At 71.2% G+C, this 21,399-nt stretch carries 23 protein-coding genes and 1 pseudogene; 16 read left to right on the top strand and 8 right to left on the bottom strand.

What is annotated here, in order from left to right; all coding sequences use genetic code 11:
• Positions 1–89: 89 nt before the first annotated feature.
• The 6 genes from STRIP9103_RS21880 to STRIP9103_RS21855 all read right to left on the bottom strand — a co-directional run bounded on the left by STRIP9103_RS21880 (position 90) and on the right by STRIP9103_RS21855 (position 5,532).
• On the bottom strand, positions 90–1,325 hold the full coding sequence (locus tag STRIP9103_RS21880) for an MAB_1171c family putative transporter (RefSeq protein WP_048820726.1): 1,236 nt from the start codon (positions 1,323–1,325) through the stop codon (positions 90–92).
• 1 nt (position 1,326) lies between these two features.
• Complete coding sequence (locus STRIP9103_RS21875) at positions 1,327–1,926, bottom strand: hypothetical protein (protein WP_009317894.1); 600 nt, start codon at positions 1,924–1,926, stop codon at positions 1,327–1,329.
• 226 nt (positions 1,927–2,152) lie between these two features.
• The gene (gene msrB / locus STRIP9103_RS21870; protein ID WP_009317882.1) at positions 2,153–2,560 is read right to left on the bottom strand and encodes a peptide-methionine (R)-S-oxide reductase MsrB; all 408 of its coding nucleotides are present in this window, start codon (positions 2,558–2,560) and stop codon (positions 2,153–2,155) included.
• A gap of 13 nt (positions 2,561–2,573) precedes the next feature.
• Positions 2,574–3,968 (bottom strand): UDP-N-acetylmuramate--L-alanine ligase, encoded by a 1,395-nt coding sequence (gene murC, locus STRIP9103_RS21865; RefSeq protein WP_078614001.1) that lies wholly within the window; start codon positions 3,966–3,968, stop codon positions 2,574–2,576.
• 132 nt (positions 3,969–4,100) lie between these two features.
• Entirely contained in the window at positions 4,101–4,556 is a 456-nt protein-coding gene (locus tag STRIP9103_RS21860; RefSeq protein ID WP_048820731.1) for a hypothetical protein, read from the bottom strand.
• A 121-nt stretch (positions 4,557–4,677) separates the two neighbouring features.
• Complete coding sequence (locus STRIP9103_RS21855; RefSeq protein ID WP_181800124.1) at positions 4,678–5,532, bottom strand: pyrimidine reductase family protein; 855 nt, start codon at positions 5,530–5,532, stop codon at positions 4,678–4,680.
• Between STRIP9103_RS21855 and zapE the strand changes: the two genes are divergently transcribed.
• The 11 genes and pseudogenes from zapE to STRIP9103_RS21805 all read left to right on the top strand — a co-directional run bounded on the left by zapE (position 5,531) and on the right by STRIP9103_RS21805 (position 14,656).
• Entirely contained in the window at positions 5,531–6,676 is a 1,146-nt protein-coding gene (zapE, locus tag STRIP9103_RS21850) for a cell division protein ZapE (protein ID WP_048820724.1), read from the top strand. The two genes, STRIP9103_RS21855 and zapE, sit on opposite strands and share 2 nt — an antisense overlap.
• A gap of 224 nt (positions 6,677–6,900) precedes the next feature.
• On the top strand, positions 6,901–7,302 hold the full coding sequence (locus tag STRIP9103_RS21845) for a hypothetical protein (RefSeq protein WP_009317904.1): 402 nt from the start codon (positions 6,901–6,903) through the stop codon (positions 7,300–7,302).
• Positions 7,303–7,380: 78 nt separating this feature from the next.
• A complete protein-coding gene (locus STRIP9103_RS21840; protein ID WP_009317865.1) occupies positions 7,381–7,959 on the top strand; it encodes a carbonic anhydrase in 579 nt (192 codons plus the stop codon).
• A gap of 17 nt (positions 7,960–7,976) precedes the next feature.
• Positions 7,977–9,494 (top strand): SulP family inorganic anion transporter, encoded by a 1,518-nt coding sequence (locus tag STRIP9103_RS21835; RefSeq protein WP_009317871.1) that lies wholly within the window; start codon positions 7,977–7,979, stop codon positions 9,492–9,494.
• 460 nt (positions 9,495–9,954) lie between these two features.
• Positions 9,955–10,938 carry a slipin family protein gene (locus STRIP9103_RS21830; RefSeq protein WP_009317887.1) on the top strand — a complete coding sequence of 328 codons (984 nt, stop codon included), beginning with the start codon at positions 9,955–9,957 and terminating at the stop codon, positions 10,936–10,938.
• Between the two features lie 149 nt (positions 10,939–11,087).
• Positions 11,088–12,491: a PhoX family protein gene (locus tag STRIP9103_RS21825; RefSeq protein ID WP_048820723.1), complete on the top strand. Its 1,404-nt coding sequence runs from the start codon at positions 11,088–11,090 to the stop codon at positions 12,489–12,491.
• A 115-nt stretch (positions 12,492–12,606) separates the two neighbouring features.
• Positions 12,607–12,960 (top strand): hypothetical protein, encoded by a 354-nt coding sequence (locus tag STRIP9103_RS21820; protein ID WP_048820722.1) that lies wholly within the window; start codon positions 12,607–12,609, stop codon positions 12,958–12,960.
• A gap of 166 nt (positions 12,961–13,126) precedes the next feature.
• Positions 13,127–13,297: a hypothetical protein gene (locus STRIP9103_RS53505; protein WP_009317895.1), complete on the top strand. Its 171-nt coding sequence runs from the start codon at positions 13,127–13,129 to the stop codon at positions 13,295–13,297.
• Between the two features lie 12 nt (positions 13,298–13,309).
• A pseudogene (locus STRIP9103_RS46880) lies at positions 13,310–13,537 on the top strand (DUF397 domain-containing protein); the annotation flags it as partial.
• On the top strand, positions 13,534–14,391 hold the full coding sequence (locus STRIP9103_RS21810; RefSeq protein ID WP_048820720.1) for a polysaccharide deacetylase family protein: 858 nt from the start codon (positions 13,534–13,536) through the stop codon (positions 14,389–14,391). The pseudogene STRIP9103_RS46880 and the gene STRIP9103_RS21810, both read left to right, overlap by 4 nt.
• 34 nt (positions 14,392–14,425) lie before the next feature.
• Complete coding sequence (locus STRIP9103_RS21805; RefSeq protein ID WP_009317909.1) at positions 14,426–14,656, top strand: hypothetical protein; 231 nt, start codon at positions 14,426–14,428, stop codon at positions 14,654–14,656.
• A gap of 54 nt (positions 14,657–14,710) precedes the next feature.
• Here STRIP9103_RS21805 and STRIP9103_RS51735 read toward each other — a convergent pair whose 3' ends face one another.
• Positions 14,711–15,382: a hypothetical protein gene (locus tag STRIP9103_RS51735; protein ID WP_009317867.1), complete on the bottom strand. Its 672-nt coding sequence runs from the start codon at positions 15,380–15,382 to the stop codon at positions 14,711–14,713.
• The gene (locus STRIP9103_RS51730) at positions 15,382–16,329 is read right to left on the bottom strand and encodes an ABC transporter ATP-binding protein (protein ID WP_009317912.1); all 948 of its coding nucleotides are present in this window, start codon (positions 16,327–16,329) and stop codon (positions 15,382–15,384) included. Before STRIP9103_RS51730 ends, STRIP9103_RS51735 begins: the two co-directional genes overlap by 1 nt.
• 81 nt (positions 16,330–16,410) lie before the next feature.
• Here STRIP9103_RS51730 and STRIP9103_RS21790 point away from each other — a divergent pair, with 81 nt between their 5' ends.
• The 5 genes from STRIP9103_RS21790 to STRIP9103_RS21770 all read left to right on the top strand — a co-directional run.
• Entirely contained in the window at positions 16,411–17,130 is a 720-nt protein-coding gene (locus STRIP9103_RS21790; RefSeq protein WP_009317873.1) for a peptidyl-tRNA hydrolase, read from the top strand.
• A gap of 190 nt (positions 17,131–17,320) precedes the next feature.
• A complete protein-coding gene (locus tag STRIP9103_RS21785) occupies positions 17,321–17,929 on the top strand; it encodes a DUF4142 domain-containing protein (protein ID WP_009317913.1) in 609 nt (202 codons plus the stop codon).
• 129 nt (positions 17,930–18,058) lie between these two features.
• Entirely contained in the window at positions 18,059–18,868 is an 810-nt protein-coding gene (locus STRIP9103_RS21780; protein ID WP_048820719.1) for a DUF4142 domain-containing protein, read from the top strand.
• A 160-nt stretch (positions 18,869–19,028) separates the two neighbouring features.
• Positions 19,029–20,351 carry an MbnB/TglH/ChrH family RiPP precursor modification enzyme gene (locus STRIP9103_RS21775; RefSeq protein WP_009317893.1) on the top strand — a complete coding sequence of 441 codons (1,323 nt, stop codon included), beginning with the start codon at positions 19,029–19,031 and terminating at the stop codon, positions 20,349–20,351.
• A gap of 308 nt (positions 20,352–20,659) precedes the next feature.
• On the top strand, positions 20,660–21,399 hold a 740-nt coding region (locus STRIP9103_RS21770), incomplete at its 3' end, for a DUF4142 domain-containing protein (protein WP_048820718.1).

Here is a 21,399-nt window from a genome sequence, read left to right as displayed (position 1 = left end):
CGTCTCCACCGGATCTTGGCCCATTCGCGCCCATGGACTCCACGCCGCGCCCATCGCCCTGCGACACCGCCTCCAGCCCTGCTCCACGCCTACCGGCCCTGCGCCCGCTCGGCGCGCACCGCGCCCTCGACGATGACGGCGCGTACCGCGCGGGACATCCGGATCAGGGAGGGCTGGCCGGTGTCGAGGGGCTGCTGCCGGGCCACGCGGCCGGTGGTGGACACACGACCGCTGCCGCCGGTGAATCCGGCGATGGCGTCGAGGGCGACGCCGTCGAGGACCGCCTGGTCGAGGCGCGGTGCCCGGTGCCGGGTGCCGGAGAGCGCGGCGACGGCCACCATGGCGGCGTCGCCGATGGCCTCGGCCTCACTCCTGCTGGAGCCGACGGAGAGCGCCTGCCGGTAGGCGCGCTCCCGGACCGCCTCGTCGAAGTGGACGGACACGTCCTTGAGACCGTCCCGGATGGCCGTCGTACGGTGGGTCAGCCGCAGCTCGACATCGCCGAGGGAACGCCACGACAGCACCGTTCGCCGCTTGCTCCGGGAGCCGACGAGCCGGAAGAGCGGGCCGAGCCGGAGGAAGGCGACGAGGCTGTCGACGCGCGGCCCGAGCAGCGGCACGATGTAGCCGGCCGCGGTGAGGACGGCCCCGACGGTGACCAGCATCGGGGCGAGCCGGGTGCTCAGCGGATCCCACGGGTGCCCGCTCCAACGGGCCGCGACGGCGACCATCTTGACGACGCCGTACGCACTGGTGCACAGCCAGCCGAGGGCGAGCACGGCCAGCGCCCGTCGTGTCCAGCCGCTGATCTGGAGGGTCCAGCGCCAGCACAGGACCGTGGTGGTGACGGCCGCCGCCATATGGGCCAGCAGATAGAGGACGATCATCTCGCGGACGAACGGCGTGGTGGCGTAGTAGGTGTCGAAGTCCGTGCGTCGCTCGACGGGGGCGTCCCCGGCGGCGAAGAGGACGCTCTGCGCCACGATGATCACGGCGTATGTGATCAGCCAGCTGCGGGAGACGCGCCGCACCCGCTCCGGGGTGTCGGCGCCGCGCCAGTGGACGATCAGGACGAGGGACGCGGCGGAGAAGGCGTTCACGGCCCCGTAGATGAGGCAGGCCGCGGCGTTGGGCACCCCGATGGCGTCGTTGAGGAAGCCGACGGTGGGCGGGGCGCCGAGGGCGAAGCACAGACCGGCGAGGAAGATCACGGCACAGAAGGCACGTTTGAGCGGGTCGCGCCAGTTGTGCCAGAGGTCGGGGAGCTGGGCCGCGAATCCGGTCCACAGGACCGCGGCCGACACGTAGTAGACCAGTCCGTTCACGTCAGGCCCACGGGCCCTGGCCGAGCGACTTCTCTATGCGCCCGGTGACCTGGAGGAGGTCCGGGCGCCGCAGATAGGCGCGCATCTCGGTGGCGAACTCCAGCCCGAACCGCTCCGCCTCCGCCTCCTGGGCGGCGTGGAAGTCGGTGCGGGTCGCGTACTTGAGGTCGCCGCCGGGCACCCCGCCCAGCCGGGCGTCGGGCACGGCCAGCAGCGCACCGACCACCTGCTCGACGGCGGCGCCCCGCGCCGAACGGGAACGCGCCGCCGCCGACCCCACCGGGGTGTGGGCCGCGCAGTGGCCCTCCATCATGTGCCAGACCTCATGTCCCCAGATCACCAGGGCGTGTTCGACATCGGCGGTGTCGTCACGGATGGCCAGCAGGTCCATCTCGGGCAGCTCCACCCAGACCCCACTGGCCGTGTCGGGCGGGAACCGCGTCCACTTCAGCACGACCGGACGGCCCCGCAGTCCGCCGAGCACACGGCACAGCGGGTCGAAGATCCCGTCATCGTCGTCGCGGGGTGTCGTCCGGGCCAGGCCGGTGACCAGTTGGGCGCTCAGCCGCTTCATCTTCCGCTCGGTCTGCCCCGTCAACACCGCGAACTCCGACTCCCTGCTCCGAAGAGGCCGCCCTGCCGGTGATTCGATCACCGTTCTGCTGCTGCCGTTCTCAAACAGTAGCCACGTAGTCAACCCCGGCAGCTCCCGTAGGGAAAGCGGCAGGTGACCCCTCGTCAGCACTCGGCCCGTGTCAGCACTCGGCCCGTGTCAGCAGTCGGCTCCCGGCGGCGGCCACTCTCTCGGCGGTCGGCCCCGTCGGCGGTCAGCCCTCGTCGGCGGTCAGCCGCAGCGAGATGCTGTTGATGCAGTACCGCTGGTCGGTGGGGGTGGGATAGCCCTCCCCCTCGAAGACATGCCCGAGATGCGACCCGCACCGGGCGCACCGGACCTCGATGCGCACCATCCCGTGCGACCGGTCCTCCAGCAGCTCGACCGCGTCGCTGTCCTTCGGGTCGTAGAAGGACGGCCAGCCGCAGTGCGACTCGAACTTGGTGTCGGAGGTGAAGAGTTCGGCACCGCAGGCACGGCAGGAGTAGACACCCTTGGTCTTGGTGTCGGTGTACTCACCGGTGAAGGCGGGCTCCGTACCGGCCTGGCGCAGCACCGCGTACTCGGCCGGGGTCAGCTCCGCGCGCCACTGCTCGTCCGGCTTCTCGACGTCGTACGACATGAGCCTCAGCCCCTCAGCTCGAAAGACGGTCCAGGATCTTCGGGCCCAGGTCCGTCACATCACCCGCGCCCATGGTGAGAACGAGATCGCCCGGCTTCGCCATTCCCGCGATCACGGCGGGCACCTCGGCCTTGTCGTGGACGGCCGTGACGTCCGCGCCGGCGTCCCGGGCGGCGTCGATGATCAGCTCGCTGGTCACCCCCGGGATCGGGTCCTCACGCGCCGGGTAGATGTCGAGGACGACGGAGGCGTCGGCCGGCGCCAGGGACTGCCCCATCTCGGTGCCCAGCTCCTGTGTGCGGGAGAAGAGATGCGGCTGGAAGACCACCAGGATGCGCGCGTCACCGGCCGCGGCCCGCATCGCCTCCAGGTCGGCCGTCATCTCGGTCGGGTGATGCGCGTACGAGTCGATGACCTGTACGCCCGCCGCCTCGCCCTTGAGCTGCAGCCGCCGCTTCACGCCGGTGTACGCGGCCAGCGCGGGCGCCAACTCGCCCGCCGGCACGCCGAGCGCGACGCCGGCGGCCAGCGCGGCGACCGCGTTGTGCGCGTAGTGCCGACCGGGCACGGACACGGCGAAGGTGATCTCCCGCCCGTCCAGCACCACGGTGACCTGGCTCTTCAGCCCCTGAGCGACGACCGACAGCACCCGCACATCGGCGTCCTCGCTCTCGCCGTACGTGACGACACGGATCCCTTCGCCGCTTTCGACACGACGCGTCAGCTCACGCGCGCCCTCATGGTCGGTGGAGATCACCAGCGTGCCACCGGGGACGATCTTCCCCACGAACGTCTCGAAGGACTCGTAGATCTCGTCCATGGAGGCGTAGTTGGCGTGGTGGTCCAGCTCGACGTTGAGGACGATGGCGACCTCGGGGGCGTACTTGTGGAAGCTGCGGTCGCTTTCGTCCGCCTCGGCGACGAAGATCTCGCCGTCGCCGTGCAGGGCGTTCGAGCCGGGGGCGTCGAGGTCGCCGCCGATGGCGTACGACGGGTTCAGGCCCAGCTCGCGCAGGGACACGGCGAGCATGGAGGTGGTGGTGGTCTTGCCGTGCGTACCGGCGACGGCGATCGGCCGCAGCCCGTCCATCAGCCGGGCGAGCGCGTCCGAACGGTGGACGACGGGGATGTTCAGCTCGGCGGCGCGGGCCAGCTCGGGATTGTCGGCGCGGATGGCCGAGGACACGACGACACAGGTCGCGTCGTCGGCGAGGTGCTCGGCAGCGTGCCCGATGTGCACCGTGGCCCCCAGCGCCCGCAACGCCTCGGCCGTCTCCGACTCCTTGGCGTCGCTCCCCGCCACCTTCGCCCCACGCTGCGCCAGAATCTTCGCGATCCCGGACATCCCGGCCCCGCCGATCCCTACGAAGTGCGGTCGCTCCATGGCGACAGGAAGGCCGGGTGCCATGCGTGTTCTCCCAAGTGACGGTACGAGGACGATCCACACCTCACGAGGAGGCGCAGACCCAGCCTATTGCCTGTGTACGGGGCCCCATGCAGCCACCGGCCGAGGGCCGCGCCCCAACGGCGCCCCACCGCCCTAAGCCCGTGCGTGCGAGAACAGCTTCAAAACCGGCACCCCCACCTTGTGCCGAGCCCGAGACGCCCAGTCCCGATGGAAGAACTCCTCCACGTAGTGGGGATCGGTCAGCACCAACACCTCATCGGCCCGGACCTCCTCCACCAGCGACTTCAACGCGTCCAGCGGATGATCCTCGATCAACCGCCCCTCCGCCTCGCTCCCAGCCCCCCGCAACGCCTGCAGAGACACCTCCAGGGCCCGCTCCCCGACCTCCCTGGCCTCGGCCCCCTCCGGCACCTCCCCCTCCCGCACGGCTTCGTCCAGCTCGCCGAGGGCGAGGTCGTCGATGGCCCGGAGCAGCCGGTCGGCCTGGTTGCCGCGAGGCTGGAGCAGCACGTGGAAGGAGGTCGGCTCGTCGCCGTGCAGGGTGGTGACGAACTCCACGTCCGCGGACGTCAGGGCCTTCTCGATCATCAAAACGCTCGTGAACGACACCACAGGCGCCCTTCTCCCAGGAGGGCCCCGCGGACCCTCACTCCTCAGGGTTCTAGTGTGCCCGGCGAAAGCCAAACGGAGCGGGAGACTCCCTCCGCTCTCACGTACGACGGTAACGACCGAACAGAAACCCGGCCTCCTCCAGCAGCGACACCAGTCGGAAGCGCTTGGGGACCGGCACCGAGGGCCCACCGGCGATCCGCTGGGCGTCCCCCGCCGTGAGCATCGGCGACACCGTCAGACACAGCTCGTCGAGGACGTCGGCCGCCACGAACTGGCCCAGCAGCCGGGGGCCGCCCTCGGTGAGCAGCCGGGTCAGCCCTCGGTCGGCGAGGGCCCGTACGGCGCGCGCGGGGTCGACGCCCATGCCGTCCCCGGCGATCACCACCTGGGCGCCCGCCTTCTCGGCGGCGGCGACCCGGTCGGGCGCGGCGGCGGCGCCGGTCAGCACCAGCGTGGGCACCAACGGCGAGGTGAACAGCGGCAGCGAGAAGTCCAGGTCCAGGCTCGCGGTCACCACCGCCACGGCGGGCGCGGGTCCCTGTCCGGCCGCCCGCCGCGCCTCGGCGAACGCCTCACGCGCGCGTGCCGGACGGTACCCCTCCTGGCGCACCGTTTCCGCGCCGACGACCACGACATCCGCGAGCCCCCGCAAGGTGCCGAAGATCCGCATGTCGGCCTCGCTGGAGATCGGCTGCGAGCGCCCGTCGTGCTGGGCCGCCCCGTCGAGCGTGGAGACCATGTTGGCCCGCAGCCAGACCGCGCCCCCGCCCTCCGGCAGCTCGGGGTAGGCGTACGCCGCCGCCAGCTCGTCGAGACTCCACTCCGCACCACCCGCCTCGCCCGTCTCACCGGTCGTCCGGGACCCCTCCGCCGTCCGGGCCTCACCGGTCGTCCGGGCCTCATCCGTCGTCCGGGCCGCTGTCTCTTCGGTCACAGGGAACAGGCGTCGCATGTCGTGCAGTCTGGCACGGCCTTTAGACTCGGTAACCGTGTCGTCGTCCTCCACCGCCGTGTCCGGTACCGATCGCATACCCGACGCGGCCCCGCTGTCCCTGTGCGCGCGTGAGCCGCATGTCCCCGCCGACCGGCTGGTCGCGGAGATGGTGCCGCCGCCCCGGTTCGACGCGGTCCGCTTCGACACATACATACCGGACCCGAACCAGCCCAGCCAGACCGAGGCGGTCCGGGTCCTGAACGGCTTCGCGGCGGGCCTGGACGGCGCGCACGCGAGCGGGGCGGCCGGAAAGCGCCGTCTGTTCGGCTTCGGCAAGGCCTCCAAGAAGACCCCGACGGGCCCGCGCGGCGTCTACCTGGACGGCGGATACGGCGTCGGCAAGACCCACCTGCTGGCCTCGCTCTGGCACGCGACCCCGGCCGAGCCGGCGCTCAAGGCCTTCGGCACCTTCGTGGAGCTGACCAACCTGGTCGGCGCCCTGGGCTTCCAGCAGACGGTGCGGACCCTCTCGGGGCACCGCCTCCTGTGCATCGACGAGTTCGAGCTGGACGACCCGGGCGACACGGTGCTCGTGTCGACGCTGCTCGGCAAGCTCGTGGACGCGGGCGTGGCACTGGCCGCCACCTCGAACACGCTGCCGGGCAAGCTCGGCGAGGGCCGCTTCGCGGCGGCCGACTTCCTGCGCGAGATCCAGGGCCTGTCGGCTCACTTCCGCGCCCTGCGCATCGACGGCGAGGACTACCGCCACCGCGGTCTGCCCGCGGCCCCGGCGCCGTACTCCGACGAGGAGGTCACCAAGGCGGCGTACGCCACCGAGGGCGCCTCGCTCGACGACTTCCCGCAGCTGCTGGACCATCTCGCACGGGTCCACCCCAGCCGGTACGGCGCGCTGACGGACAACCTGAAGGCGGTCTGTCTGACCGATGTGCGGCCGGTCCCGGACCAGTCGACCGCGCTGCGGCTCGTGGTGCTCGCCGACCGGCTGTACGACCGGGAGGTGCCCGTGCTCGCCTCGGGGATGCCGTTCGACCGGTTGTTCAGCGAGGAGATGCTGAACGGCGGCTACCGCAAGAAGTACTTCCGCGCGATCTCCCGCCTCACCGCGCTGGCCCGCGACGCCAAGCGCCTCGCCGAGCACTGACGTCACGCGTGACGCCCTGACCCCACAAACCCCTGAGGTCAAGGGCTGGTTCAAGCCAACCCGTCTGCGCTTTTCAGGCTCTCTTCAGCTCGAAACGCTAAGTTAACCCTGCAAACAACTTTGCAGGGTTAATGTGTTTCTTGACCAGTGGTTGACCATCGGTTTGCCAAGTCGAGCAACTACTGGCGCGCGAAGACGACGGCGAACTGCATGTGGGGAGGCTCATGTTGCGAGGTACGACGACCAGGACCGCCCTTTCGGCCCTTGCCGCCGTCCTGCTCGCGCTGCAGCTCTTCGCTCCCACGGTTTCCTTCGCAGCCGCGCACACGCTTGGTCACGTCAAGGCCAAAGCCGAGCCCGGAAACACCCTCAAGGCGAAACCGGTGCGTGACAAGGCAGTCACCTACCGCAAGTGCGGTCACGCCGAGGACCCGACCGGTCCCTTCCGCACACATGACCGGCACCGCGCCGTCACCCACACCGTTCCCGGGGCGCCCGCGCGTCCGCTGTTGGGGGAGAACCCAGCGGCCGCGTACGAACCGGAACGGCCCTCGGCCCGGCATCACCGGCCGTCGAGATCTTTCACGGCCCACACCCCGGCCGCTCTCCAGGTCTTCCGCTGCTGAGCCGCGGAGCCTGTTCCCCCACATCTGTCGTGCAAGCCCGACGCGCCATCGCGGCGCGCCAGGAGGAGTCACCACATCATGCAGCCCCTCATCGACAACGCCCGTACGTTCGGACAGCGCCCTGAGGAGTTCGCCAGGCTGGCCGAGGGCCAGTCCCCCGAGGTCCTGTTCATCACCTGCTCCGACTCCCGGGTCGTCCCCGCCCTGATCACGGGCGCCCGCCCCGGCGAGCTCTTCGAACTGCGCACCGCCGGCAACATCGTCCCCCCCTACACTGCCGACCGCCCCTCCGGTGAGACGGCCACCATCGAGTACGCCGTGGAGGTGCTCGGCGTCACCGACATCGTCGTCTGCGGCCACTCCCACTGCGGCGCCGTCGGCGCCCTGGTCCGCGGCGACGACCTCGACGCCGTACCCGCCGTACGCGACTGGCTCACCCACGCGACTCCGCGCCCGCAGGGGGCGGTCGAGGACCCGACCGTCGCCGAAGGCGTCCAGAACCACGTCCTCAGCCAACTGCTGCGCCTGCGCTCCTACCCCTGCGTGGAGAAGCGCCTCGCGGCAGGAAAGCTGCGGCTGCGCGGCTGGTACTACGAGGTCCACACCGGCACCGTGCGGGAACACCACGTGGACACCGACAAGTTCGAGATCCTGTGAGCGGCGGGGATTCGCAAATGACCGCGACACAGACCAAGTCCACTCGCCCCCACACCAAATTCCCGTACCTGCGGCAGGACTTCGCCGCATCGCTCGTCGTGTTCCTGGTCGCCCTGCCGCTGTGCGTGGGCGTGGCCGTCGCCTCCGGGGTACCGGCCGAGCTCGGCCTGGTCACCGGCATCGTGGGCGGCATCGTCGCCGGCCTGCTGCCGGGCAGCAGCCTCCAGGTCTCCGGCCCGGCGGCCGGTCTGACCGTGCTGGTCTTCGAGGCGGTGAGCCAGTTCGGGCTGCCCGCGCTCGGTGTGATCGTGCTGGCCGCCGGTCTGCTTCAACTCGCCATGGGCGCGCTGAAGCTGGGCCGCTGGTTCCGCGCGATATCCGTCTCCGTGGTCGAGGGCATGCTGGCCGGCATCGGGCTCGTGATCATCGCGGGCCAGCTGTACGCGGCGGCCGGCCTGAAGGCCCCGGCGTCCGGCCTCGACAAGATCGCCGGGCTGCCCGGCGCCTTCGTCGACGTCATGGCCTCCACCACGGCGCTCGTCTCCCTCGCCCTCGGCGCGGGCACGGTGGCCGTGCTGGTGCTGTGGAAGCGGCTGCCGAAGAAGGTCCAGGTGGTCCCGGGCGCCCTGGCCGCGGTCCTGCTGGCCACCGTCGCCTCACTGACGCTCAGCCTGCCGGTGGCGAACGTGGAGGTTCAGGGCCTGCTGGAATCCATCCAGCCGCCCTCCCTCGGCGCCTTCGGCGACCTGGCGGACGTGGCCATGATCGGCACGATCCTCGCCTTCACCCTCATCGCCTCCGCCGAGAGCCTGTTCAGCGCGGCGGCCGTGGACCGGCTGCACGACGGGCCGCGTACCGAGTACGACAAGGAGCTGATGGCCCAGGGCGCCGGCAACACGGTGTGCGGTCTGCTGGGCGCGCTGCCGATGACGGCGGTGATCGTACGCAGCTCCGCGAATGTCCAGGCGGGCGCGAGGACGAAGGCGTCGCGAGTCCTGCACGGCGTATGGCTGCTGCTGTTCGCCGCCCTCCTGCCCGGGGCGCTGGCCCTGATCCCGCTCCCCGCCCTGGCCGGCATTCTCGTCCACGCGGGCTGGAAGCTGATCCCGTTCCGCGAGGTCGTCTCCCTCTGGCGGGCGCACCGGGGCGAGGCCCTGATCCTGATGACGACCGCCCTGGCGATCGTCGCGGTGAACATGTTCGAAGGCGTCCTCATCGGACTGGCCCTCTCCGTGGCCAAGACGGCGTGGGAGGCCTCGCACATCAAACTGGAGGTCATCGACAAGGGCGCGGGCCCGATCCAGGCCTACCTCTCGGGCAACGCCACGTTCCTCCGCCTGCCCAAGATCCTCGACAGCCTGGAGTCCCTCCCCCAGGACCGCCCGATAGAGCTCCACCTCTCCGGCCTCCACCACCTCGACCACGCCTGCCGCACCGCCCTCGAAACCTGGGCGGAACGCCACAGCGCGACAGGCACGGAACCGGTGAAGATGACAGGCCCAGAACCGGCGACAGTGTCCTCAACAACCCCCTGACCCACCCCAAAGGCCAGGCGTCCCGCCCCAAGATCCGGGACGCCTGGCCCACCGCTCCCCTCCCTCCACCGCAAGCCACCACCGCGCCACGGACCTCACCACGCGGGAACGCCCCACTACGTCGCTGCCCCGCCTACGGACAGCCGCAGCAACCAGCCGCCCCCAGCCGCGGGCAGTCGGGCCGCTGGGGGCGGCTCCCCATCCACCCGTCGTCACTGCGGCAGTCGTGCCGCTGGGGCGATGGGGTACCTCCCGCTCGAGCGGAGCCGAGAGTGGGGGAGGGTGGGCGCGGCGGCATCCTGCTCGCGCCGGTAAGCGGAACCCGCCCCCGACCAGCCGAAGCCGCCGGGTACCCAACCGCATCGCCGTGGCCCCGCCCCCACCCGCCGGTCGCCACTCCCCCTCCCCCGGCATATCGTGTTATTCGCAGCGATACAGGGACGACCAAGAGGGGGTCGTCATGCTCCAGGAGCTGCTGGCGGCAGCCATAGCGACCGGCGCCGCCGGAGTCGTATACGTCACGGCGGCAGCCCGCGTGGTCAAGCAGTACGAACGCGGCGTGGTCTTCCGCCTGGGCCGCCTCCTCGGCGCCCCCAGGCCCCCCGGTTTCACCATGGTCGTCCCCGGCGTAGACCGCATCCGCAAGGTGAACATGCAGATCGTGACGATGCCCATCCCGGCCCAGGAGGGCATCACCCGCGACAACGTCACCGTCCGCGTGGACGCCGTCGTCTACTTCAAGGTCGTCGACGCGGCGAACGCCGTGGTCCGGGTGGAGGACTACCGCTTCGCCGTCTCCCAGATGGCCCAGACCTCCCTCCGCTCCATCATCGGCAAGAGCGACCTCGACGACCTCCTCTCCAACCGCGAGAAGCTCAACCAGGGCCTGGAGCTGATGATCGACAGCCCGGCGGTGGAGTGGGGCGTCACGATCGACCGCGTCGAGATCAAGGACGTGTCCCTCCCCGACACGATGAAGCGCTCCATGGCCCGCCAGGCCGAGGCCGACCGCGAACGCCGCGCCCGCATCATCAACGCGGACGCGGAACTACAGGCCTCGAGGAAGCTGGCCGAGGCCGCGAAGGAGATGGCCGACACCCCGTCCGCCCTCCAACTCCGCCTGCTGCAAACGGTCGTGGCGGTGGCAGCCGAGAAGAACTCCACGCTCGTACTCCCCTTCCCGGTGGAACTGCTGAGGTTCCTGGAACGAGCCCAGGCCGGCCCACCCCCGGACACACCACCACAGCCCTTCCACCAACCCACCGAACCCGCACCACCTCAGCTCGCCCAGCCCGCGGATGCGGCACCGCAACATCTCCGGCGGCCCACGGAGCCCGCACCGCAGCATCTCCGGCAGCCCACCAAACCCGCACCGCAGCATCTCCGGCAGCCCACCGAGCCCGGCCCCGAACCCTCACCCCACCAGCCACACCCCCCCTCCTAACCCACCTCCACCCCACCCCGTCCGACCGAGTGAAGGCCGGGCGACTCCACCCCCTCACCTCTACGCGCGTGGTTCACCCAGCCGTGACCACGTGATACACACAGGCGGGTCACATCCTGTCCGCCAACAGGAAGGTTCCCCCCGTGTCAGTGACTCGACGTCAGGCCCTCGCCCGCACCGGTGCCCTGGGAGCGGGCATCGCGTTCACCGGAACCCTGTCCGAACTCTTCGCGAACGCGGCGACCCCGCAGAACGGCCTCGGCCACTCCTCCTCGGGCCCCGACTTCACCTCCGGCTACGGCCCCCTGATCCCGGACCCGAAGGGTCTGCTCGACCTGCCAAAAGGTTTCCGCTATCAGGTCCTCTCCCGTGAGGGCGACCGCCTCCGCTCCGGCGAGGGCAAAGTCCCCAGCAACCACGACGGCATGGCAGCCTTCGCCGGACGCCCGACCGACGGCCACGGCCGCCGGGTGCATCTGGTCCGCAACCACGAGAACCGCCACAACGCCCGCACCCCGGTCCCGACCGTCGAAGGCCTCGTCTACGACCCGATGGGCAAGGGCGGCTGTACGACCCTGACGCTGGACGCCCACGGCAAGGTCCTCTCGGAACGGGTCGCCATCTCCGGCACCGCGGTCAACTGCGCGGGTGGCCCCACCTCTTGGGGCACCTGGCTGACCTGCGAGGAGACCGAGGACAAGGCCGGCACCAACGGCTACACCAAGGACCACGGCTTCATCTTCGAGGTCGACCCGAGCGACCCGCACCGCTCGGGAGCCGTCCCCCTGACCGCGATGGGCCGCTTCCAGCACGAGGCGATCGCGGTGGACCCGAAACGCGGCATCGTCTACGAGACGGAGGACGCCTTCGAGAAACCCTTCGGCCTGTTCTACCGCTTCCTCCCCAACAAACCGAAGGGCGGCCTGGGTTCACTCCGCGCGGGAGGCCACCTCCAGGCGATGCGCGTACCCGGCGTGCCGGACCTCTCCCGGATCCAGGACCCCGGCACCCGCTTCGACGGCATCGAATGGGTGGACGTCCCGGACCCCCTGGCCACCCGAACCCCCATCCGCCACCAGGACTTCGGCCCGAAGGGCATCACCCACGCCCAGAAGCTGGAGGGCTGCTACTGGGGCGGTCGCTGCGTCTACTTCGTCTCCTCCTACGCCCGCAGCGAGGAGGGCTCCGCCGCCGACCACTACGGCCAGATCTGGCGCTACGACCCCGACGAGCGCCACCTCACCCTGGTCATCGTCTTCGGCCCCGACACCGACGTCCGGCTCCCCGGCGAATCCCCCGACAACATCTGCCTCGCCCCCACCGGCGGCCTCATGGTCTGCGAAGACGGCAACGGCGCCCAGCACGTCTTCGGCGTGACCCGCGGAGGCGAGGTCTACGCCATGGCCCGCAACGCCCAGAACATCGGCACCCCCACCGAGCCCGAATGGGGCGAGTTCGCCGGCGTCACCTTCTCCCCCGACGGCAACACGATGTACGTCAACTGCTACACCCCGGGCACGACATTCGCGGTGACGGGCCCCTGGCGCCGGTGACGACCGCCTGACCGACCTCTGGCACCCTGGGCACGGGGCGGACACCGATCAGCCGGCCAGCCGATCAGTCGCCCCGCGCCCACCAGCCGACGAAGAGAGCCAGAGGCAAGTCGCAATGAGAACGCGCACCGTGAGGTTCGGCCTGTACGCGGACGAAGAGGGGCTGGTCTGGGTCAGGAAACTCGTCACGGACGCCGTGGCCACGCGGAGCGCCCGAATCATCGACATGACCGTCGCACACACCCTCCCCAGCGGAATGCCGACGGCGGAGATGTACGACATCCTCGCGGAGCAGTGGGCCCACGAGAACCCCGGTCAGAGCCCCGGCACACGGCAACTGGTCGAACTGCGCGTCCACTTGGCGTGTTCCCTGCAGACCTGGCGGGCGATACGCAAGACGCTGATCAGGACCCTGTGCCCGCAGGGCATGTCTCCCCACGCCTGCCGAGTCCCTTGGTTCGCAGCCTGAGAAGAGACCCTGTCGGCAACCCGCGAGGGCTCCCACGAGGCGCGCATGTACGGCGCCGGGCCGTACATGCGTGTTCGATGGACGGTACGCGCAACCGTTCGTGACTCTGGGTGAGTTGATCGTGGGGAGAGCCCCGCAGATCCGGCTCACCTGGAGGTGGCCGAGCATGAGCGCCGACCGGGAGCCCGACCCGTCCGACGGCCTGAAGACGTTCGGCGTGTTCGTACAGGCCCGAACAGCAGGCACCACGCCTGCCTCGACGGCCCCCTCCGGCTCCTTGAGCTGCCGGACGGACGGCGTCACGCCTGCTCGGAGGGGCAGAAAAGAGGCCGTCTGATCTCCGAAGCGAAAGTCTTCGTACAGCGGGACCGAAGGCGACGACTGCGTCGAAGTCGCCGCCTGCCCCTCCGCCGTCCACGTCCATGACTCCAAGCTGCCCGCCAGCCCTGAACCGAGCCTCTCCCCCGCCTCCTGGACCCCTTCGTCGCCCACGCGGGTGACTTCACGCCGGACTCCAACCAAACGGGCAGTTGAAGACACAATCCGACCGGCTCACCCGTTTACGTTCATCCGGTGATCAGTCCTGTGCGAAGAATCACCGCGCTCGCCGGCCTCTGCGCGCTCGGCGCCGCCCTCGCCGCCTGCGGCGCTCCCCGAACCGCACCCCGTACCGTCGTCGCCACCAGCCCCTCCCCCTCCCCGGCGGTCACCGGGTCCCGGCCGCCCACACTCGCGCCGGGCCCGGCCGGGCCGGCCCCCGTGTTCAGCAACGGCCCCCGTTCCGGCGCCCACAAGACCGTCGCGCTCACCTTCGACGCGGACATGACCGCAGCGCAGGGGTCGAGGGCCGCCGCAGGTGAACGGTTCGACAATCCGCAGCTCATCTCGACCCTGCGCCGGCTGAGGGTGCCGGCGACGGTGTTCATGACGGGGCGGTGGGCGGAGGAGTACCCGATCCAGACGCGGTCGATCGGGCGGGACCCCCTCTTCGAGATCGCGAACCACTCGTACAGCCATCACGCCTTCACCGCCGACTGCTACGGCCTGCCGACGATGCCGCCGGAGCGTGTCCGGGCGGACCTGGAGCGGGCGTACACCGCGTTCCGGAGGGCGGGCGTGCGGAATCCGATGCCGTACTTCCGGTTCCCCGGCGGCTGCCACGACCGTCGCGCGCTGCGGGAGCTGAGCGGGTCCGGGGTGACGGCCGTGCAGTGGGACGTGGTGAGCGGGGACGCGTTCGCGACGGACGCCGACGCGGTGGCGCGCACGGTGCTGCAGCGGGTGCGGCCGGGGTCCGTGGTGGTCATGCACTGCACACGAAGTGCCGCGCCCGTCACGGAGCGGGCCGTCCGGATCATCGTTCCTGAGCTGCGGAAACGGGGTTTCCGGTTGGTGAAGGTGTCGGAGCTGGTGGGGGCGGCGGCACGCTGAGGCCCTACGCGCCGGACCGCTCTACGCTGGACGTATGAGCGACTACTGCGGCATCGAACCGACTGCGCCGACCACGGGACCGGCCGCGCACGCGGCCCCGCACGCGGACCCGGCCTCGGCGCACACCACCGCCGCCGACGGTCCGCCCTTCGCCGCCTGCGTCCTCTGCCAGGAGCCCACCGAGTACCCGGAGTCGTACAAGGGGATCACCCTGTGCCCGGTGTGCGAGTGGCGGGAGGCCGAGCGCACTGCCTGCTCGGGCTGAGGCAGGCGGTGCGGACGGTGGAGGCTGAGACTGTGGAGGCTGTGGAGCGCCCGCTCAGGCCGCGCGGCGGGTCGTGAGGGCGCAGGCCACCGCGCTCGCCGCCGCCGTGAGCAGGGCGGCGGCGGCCAGGGGCAGGACCGGGAACGGGACGGTTCCCTGCTCGGAGCCGTCCACCAGGGCGCTGATCGCCGCGTTGGCCGGGGAGCCCGCGACCACCAGGACCAGCAGTGCGCCGAGGAGCAGGGCGGGGACGGCCCGGCCGGGCGAGCGCAGCAGCGGCCAGTTCGTGAGCGCGCCCACGGCCGTGCCGAGCAGGGCGCAGGCGAGCGCGGCGAGCAGACCGGCGATTCCTGCGGGGACGGCCGCGATCCGGGTCTGGTGATCCGTGCTCGTCCAGTCGCTGATGACCGTGACGAGGAGTGTGACCGCCGTACCGAGGAACGTGGACGCCGAGAGCGCGACCAGCAGACAGGCCAGGTGCGCCCGGCCCGGTCCGGCCGCCGCGCCCGTACAGCTCCGGGCCGCGGGGGGCTCGTTGGTGGCACAGATCCGCACCAGCCAGGCGGCGACCGGTACGAGCGCGGCGGCCGAGTAACCGAGCGAGTCGAGCACCGGCTGCCCGCTCTGCACCCCGATCGCGAGGAACGCCGCGTACAGGATGACGGGCGGCAACCAGCGCTGGGACCGGAGGAGGAGGGCGGCCTGGTAACGAAGCAGGGCGGTCATCAGGAGCTCTCCACTTCCAGTTCGGACGTCACTTCGGGTGACCGCGACGCGGTCGGCACTTCGCGTGGCAGTGGCTCGGCCGGTCCCGCTACGGGCCCCACGCTCATCACATGCCAGGGCGGCCGAGCCCCCAGCAACGCCCTGAGCAGGGCGTCCGACTGAGCCTCCGGAACGGTGAACCGGTGTGCGCCGGAGCCCGCTTCCTCGACGGCCACCGCCGACTTCCCCGCCTCAGCCGGTACTTGGACGCCGGACGGCCCCCGCGCCTCGACCACGACGAAGAGACCGTCGTCCTCCCCCGCGCCCGAGTTCCCCTCCCCCGCACGGAGTTCGAGCGCACCCCCGGCGACGGCGTACGTCGCGTCCGGCACCCCGACCAGGCGGCGCGGGTCGTGGTCGACGAACACGACGGCGGCCCCGGCGGCGGTGCGCTCGACGACCACGCGCTCCAACTCCGCGCGGGCCTCGGCGTCGAGGCCCGTCCACGCCTCGTCGAGGACGAGCAACTCCGGTTCGGCGAGCAGGGCCTGGGCCACCGCGACCTTCTGGCTGCTGCCCTTGGACAGCTGAGCCATCGGCGTAAGGGCGTACTCGGCGGCCCCGAACCGCTCCAGCCACTCGTCGGCGGCGTCGGCGGCGGCCGTACGGTCCAGGCCGTGCACGGCACCGAGGTGGGTGAGGTACTCGGCGGCGGTGAACGGCAGCGCGGCGGGGAAGCGCTCGGGAACGTACGCCGTGCGCGGGCGGCCCGCCATCCGGCCCTCCGAGGGCGCGTCGATCCCGGCGAGGACGCGCAGCAGCGTCGACTTGCCGGTGCCGTTCGCGCCCTCGATCCGGATCAGCGCGCCCGGGGCGACGGCGAGGTCGACACCGCGCAGGACCCACGGCCCCCGGAATCCGTAGCGGCGGCCGACTCCCTCCAGGCTCAGCAGTAACTCATGTCCCATGCCCCCCATCCTCGTACAACCGTCGCACGGCTGTACGGGCGGCCGTCCGAGAACGGATCTTCCGGCTGGCAGACTGGGCGGGTGAGCACCGGTGACCCGAACTCCCAGGACAGCCCCTTCCGGCACGAGCGGACCGCGCGCGACGAGGCACCGCAGTTCGTGCTGCCGCTGGTCGTACACATCGAGAAGGCGTCGCCCCCGGCGCGTACGGACGCGTTGGAGACGGCGGCGCGGGCGGTGCTGGTGATGCTGAGCGACGAGCGGTCGCTGGGTGAGGGAGAGTGGGCCGAGGCGGTGCGGAACTGGCAGGACGCCCGGATCCGCAAGGTGGTCCGGCGGGCGCGTGGCGCGGAGTGGCGCCGGGCCGAGGCGCTGGAGGGCATCACGGTCACCGGCAAGTCGGCGGAGGTACGCGTCTTCCCGCCGGTCCCCCTCGACGGCTGGCCCAAGGAGCTGGCCCGTCTCCAGGTCTCCGGCACGGACCTCGACGACCCGGAGCCCCCGGTCGACCCGGACCTCTCCGCCCCGGTCATCTGGATGAACCCCGACCTGGACATGTCCGCCGGCAAGGCCATGGCCCAGGCGGGCCACGGCGCCCAACTGGCGTGGTGGGCCCTTACCGAAGAGGCCCGCACCACCTGGCGCGACGCCGGCTTCCCCCTCACCGTCCGCACCGCCGCCCCCGCCCACTGGCAGACCCTCACCACCTGCGGCCTCCCCTTCGTCCGAGACGCGGGCTTCACCGAAATCGCCCCGGGCAGCTGCACGGTGGTCGCGGACCATCCGGCGCTGCGCGCCTGAGAACGCCGGTCGCGCCCGAGCGCGACGGCGCCCACCATCGGCCGACACTCACTGCTTTTCGGCCGGCGCGCCCCAAGCTCTCCGGTGACTGTGCCCCGCCGTTGAACATCGCGGCCTCCCCGTACGTACCTCCCAGCACTGGCCAAGCAACTGCCCCAACGACCAGTTGGCTTCACCCGGGAGGATCATCTTGCAGCGTGTCAACGGCTCGGTCATCGCCAGCCTGGCGCTCGTCGTCACCGTCGGAGCGCTGGCGTTCCCTGTGTGGTCCTACGCCGACCGGTCGGGTACCGCTCAGGCCAACATGGCGTCCGGTACGGTGAACACCCAGTGGGGGCCGCTGACGGCCGCCGACCGGGATCTGATCGTCAGGGTGCGGCTGGCGGGGCTGTGGGAGCTGCCCGCCGCCGAGCAGGCGATGCAGCGGTCGAGCAGCCCGGCCGTGAAGGAGGCGGCGGACCATCTGATCGTCGGTCACAAGGACCTCGACGAGCGGGTGCGGACTGTGGCGAGCCAGCTCGGCGTCGAACTGCCCAACGTGCCCAACGCCCAGCAGCAGGGCTGGCTGCAGCAGATGTCCAACGCCACGGACGACCAGTACGACCGGGTGTGGGCGAACCTGCTGCGCTCGGCCCACGGAAAGATCTTCCCGGCGATCGGGCAGGTGCGGAACATGACCGAGAACTCCCTCGTGCGCCAGCTCGCCTCGGACACCAACCAGACCGTGCTCGACCACATCACGATGCTGGAGAAGACCGGTCAGGTCGACTTCGACGCCATCGCCAACGGCACGATCTGACGCCGGCCCCACGGCACGGTCCGGGCCCGCCGCAGCAGACTGCGGGCCCGGCCCCGCCGGGGCAGCACCCCACCCCAAGCCACAGTTCTCAGTCCCCAACGATCAGTTGGTTTCCTCCGGGAGGCTCTCTTGCGACGCTCAAAGGGCTCTGTCCTTGTCGCCTTGGCGATCGTCGGCACGATCAGTGCGGTCGCCTACCCCGTTTTCTACTCGTACCCCAACCGCAACGCCACGGCAGCCGCGGCCGTGCCCACGGGAGACACGGTCACCACGCAGTGGGGGCCGCTCACCCCCGCCGACCGTGACCTGATCATCCGGGTGCGGCTGGCGGGCCTGTGGGAGCTGCCGGCCGGACAGCAGGCCCTGGAGCGCAGCGGCAGCAAGTCCGTCAGGGAGGCCGCCGACCATCTGATCGTGGGCCACACCGACCTGGACAAGCGGGTACGGATCATCGCGGCGAAGCTGGGCGTGGAGCTGCCGAACCAGCCGAACGCCGACCAGCAGGGCTGGCTGGACCAGATGACCGCCGCCAAGACCGAGGCGGAGTACAACAAGACCTGGGCGAACCTGCTGCGGGCCGCGCACGGCAAGATCTTCCCGGCCATCGCCACTGTGCGGAACAGCACCCGCAACACTCTGGTGCGCCAGCTGGCCTCCGACGCCAACCAGACCGTGCTCGACCACATCACGATCCTGGAGAAGACCGGCGAGGTCGACTTCGACACGATCGCCAACAACTCGGTCAGCGGTACCGCCAGCCCGACCGGCCCGCCGCCGCCGGTCGCCGGGGTGCAGCCGCCCGCCGCGCCCGCGGCGGAGCCGTCCACCAACCCCGATGTGAAGTCCACCCCGTCGCCGACCACCCCCGGCGTGGTGAACACCAACCGGCCGGACCCGGAGGAGATCAACGAGGACCAGGGCGAGCCACAGATCCCGTAGCCGCCGAAAGCTCAAATGTTGCTCTGAAGGTCCCCTTCCCGGGGTTCGGCCCCGGATCCCGGGGCCATGACTCCGTCACGCCGGAACACAGGTCCGCCGTAAGGAGACGACACACAGGATCCGTGCGAAGCCGTGACCGGGCGTGACCGAGGAGGGGACGATGGAGCAGATCAGGCAGTTGGGGGCGGGCATCGGCTGGCGACCGGAGATCGCCGACGCCGTCGAGCGCATGGCCGGACCGTCGGGCCGCGTCGACTGGGTCGAGGTCGTCGCCGAGAACGTCTGCCCCGGCCATGTGCCCGAGTCGCTGCGGCGCCTGCGCGAGCGGGGCGTCACGGTCATACCGCACGGCGTGTCCCTCGGCCTCGGCGGCGCCGACCGCCCCGACGAGGGGCGCCTGAAGGCCCTCGCCGAGCGCGTGGAGGCCCTGGGCGCGCCCCTCGTCACCGAGCACATCGCGTTCGTACGGGCGGGGGGCGCCCTCACCGCGTCGCCGCGGCTGGAGGCCGGGCACCTGCTGCCGGTGCCACGCACCCGGGACGCGCTGGACGTGCTGTGCGAGAACGTCCGCATCGCCCAGGAGGCGCTGCCCGTACCGCTCGCCCTGGAGAACATCGCGGCCCTCATCAACTGGCCGGGCGAGGACATGACCGAGGGCCAGTTCCTGTACGACCTCGTCGACCGCACCGGGGTCCGGCTCCTCATCGACGTGGCGAACCTCCACACCAACCACGTCAACCGGGGCGAGGACCCTGCCAAGGCGCTCGACGAACTGCCGGTCGAGGCCATCGCGTACGTCCATGTCGCGGGCGGCTTCGAGCGCGACGGCGTCTGGCACGACAGCCACGCCCACCCCGTCCCCCAGCAGGTCCTCGACATCCTCGCCGACCTCGCCTCCCGGGTGACCCCGCCGGGCGTCCTCCTGGAGCGCGACGAGAACTTCCCGGAGCCGGGTGAGCTGGAGCGGGAGTTGGGGGCGATCCGGGGAGTGCTGGAGAAGGCCGAGGTGCGCGGCGCATCGGCGTCGAAGCCGATCGGTGAGCCGTCGCGGGAGGAGCCGGCCGAGCCCGCCGCTCGGCAGCGGCTCGGGCTCGCGCAGGCGGCGCTGCTGTCCGCTCTGGTCGCGGGGACCCCGGTGCCCGAGGGGTTCGACCGGGTGCGGTTGGGAGTGCAGGCGCGGGCCCTCGCGGCCAAGCGGGCGGACGTCGTGGGGAAGGTCGCACCCGAACTGCCGGAGATCCTCGGCACGTCGTACCGTCCGGCCTTCCTCGCGTACGCCCAGGGCAACCCCATGACGGACGGCTACCGGCGCGACGCCCTCTCCTTCGCCGAGCACGTGCTGCTGGAGCAGGGTCTGGAGGACGCGACGGCGAAGCGCGCGCTGCGCGAGTGGTGGCTGGAGCGCTCGGGCCCGGCCCCGCTCTCGAAGCGCCCGACGGCCCGCCTCGCCCGTGCCACCCGCCGGGTACTCCTGCGCCGCTGAACCGGGGTGCGTACGCGCCGTTGAACCGGGGTGCGTACGCGCCGTTGCTGCCGTGCGCGACGGTCGGCTGCGCACCCGGTGTGCTGCGATTAACAGACCCGTGGCCCCCACACGGGTTTCAGGCCCGATCACCAGGCATTTCACAGTCTCTGCCCGTCGGCTCCCTCGTCCCATCACACACACTTTGTCCCGCATCAACCCTTCCCGCGCGTAGGGAAGTTGCCGTAGACCGGCAAGTAACATGCCAACCTGAAGGCGAATCCGCACCCGAAGAGCATGAGCGTGCGGTGCCGCGAGCAGGAGGCACCATGCGATCCAACTACCGCAACGGAAGGCTGGCCAGTGGCACAGGGCTCATCGTCGCCGGGATGACGGCGACGCTCGTCGCGATGATCTTCCCGATCTGGTCGTACACGGATCGCTCCGGCACCGGCGTCGACGCGCTCAACGCGTCCACGGTGACCACGCGGTACGGTGCGCTGTCCGGTCTGGACCGGGAGTTCATCACCAAGGTGCGGCTGGCCGGGCTGTGGGAGCTGCCCGCGGGGCAGCAGGCCCAGGCGAAGGGCACGACCCAGGCCGTACGGACCGCCGGTGAGCACCTCGTCGAAGGCCACACGTTCCTCGACGCCCGCGTCCGCAATGTCGCCGCCCGCCTCGGCCTCGCCCTGCCCAACCAGCCGAGCGACCAGCAGAAGGCCTGGCTGGAGACGTTGAGCGCGGCGCAGGGCGACCAGTACGACCGGGAGTTCGCCAACATCCTTCGCCTGGCCCACGGCAAGGTCTTCTCCCTGGTCGCCCAGGTCCGCGCCACCACCCGCAACTCCCTGGTCCGCGATCTCGCCGACGACGCCAACACCACCGTCCTCGACCACATCAAGGTGCTGGAGGCCACGGGGCTCGTCGACTACGACGCGATCGCCCGCGAGGTCGCGTCCGCGAGTACGCCTCCGCTGACCAGCTCACCTGCCCCGCCGGGGCCGTTGAGCGACCCCGGGTCGCCGGTTCCGGTCACGCCGTCCCCGGCGTTCTCGTTGCCGCCGGCCGC

This window comes from Streptomyces ipomoeae 91-03, from assembly GCF_000317595.1.
In the GTDB taxonomy this organism is placed as follows: domain Bacteria; phylum Actinomycetota; class Actinomycetes; order Streptomycetales; family Streptomycetaceae; genus Streptomyces; species Streptomyces ipomoeae.
Note: the sequence above shows the minus strand (reverse complement) of the source record. Positions and strands in the feature narration are given on the sequence as shown.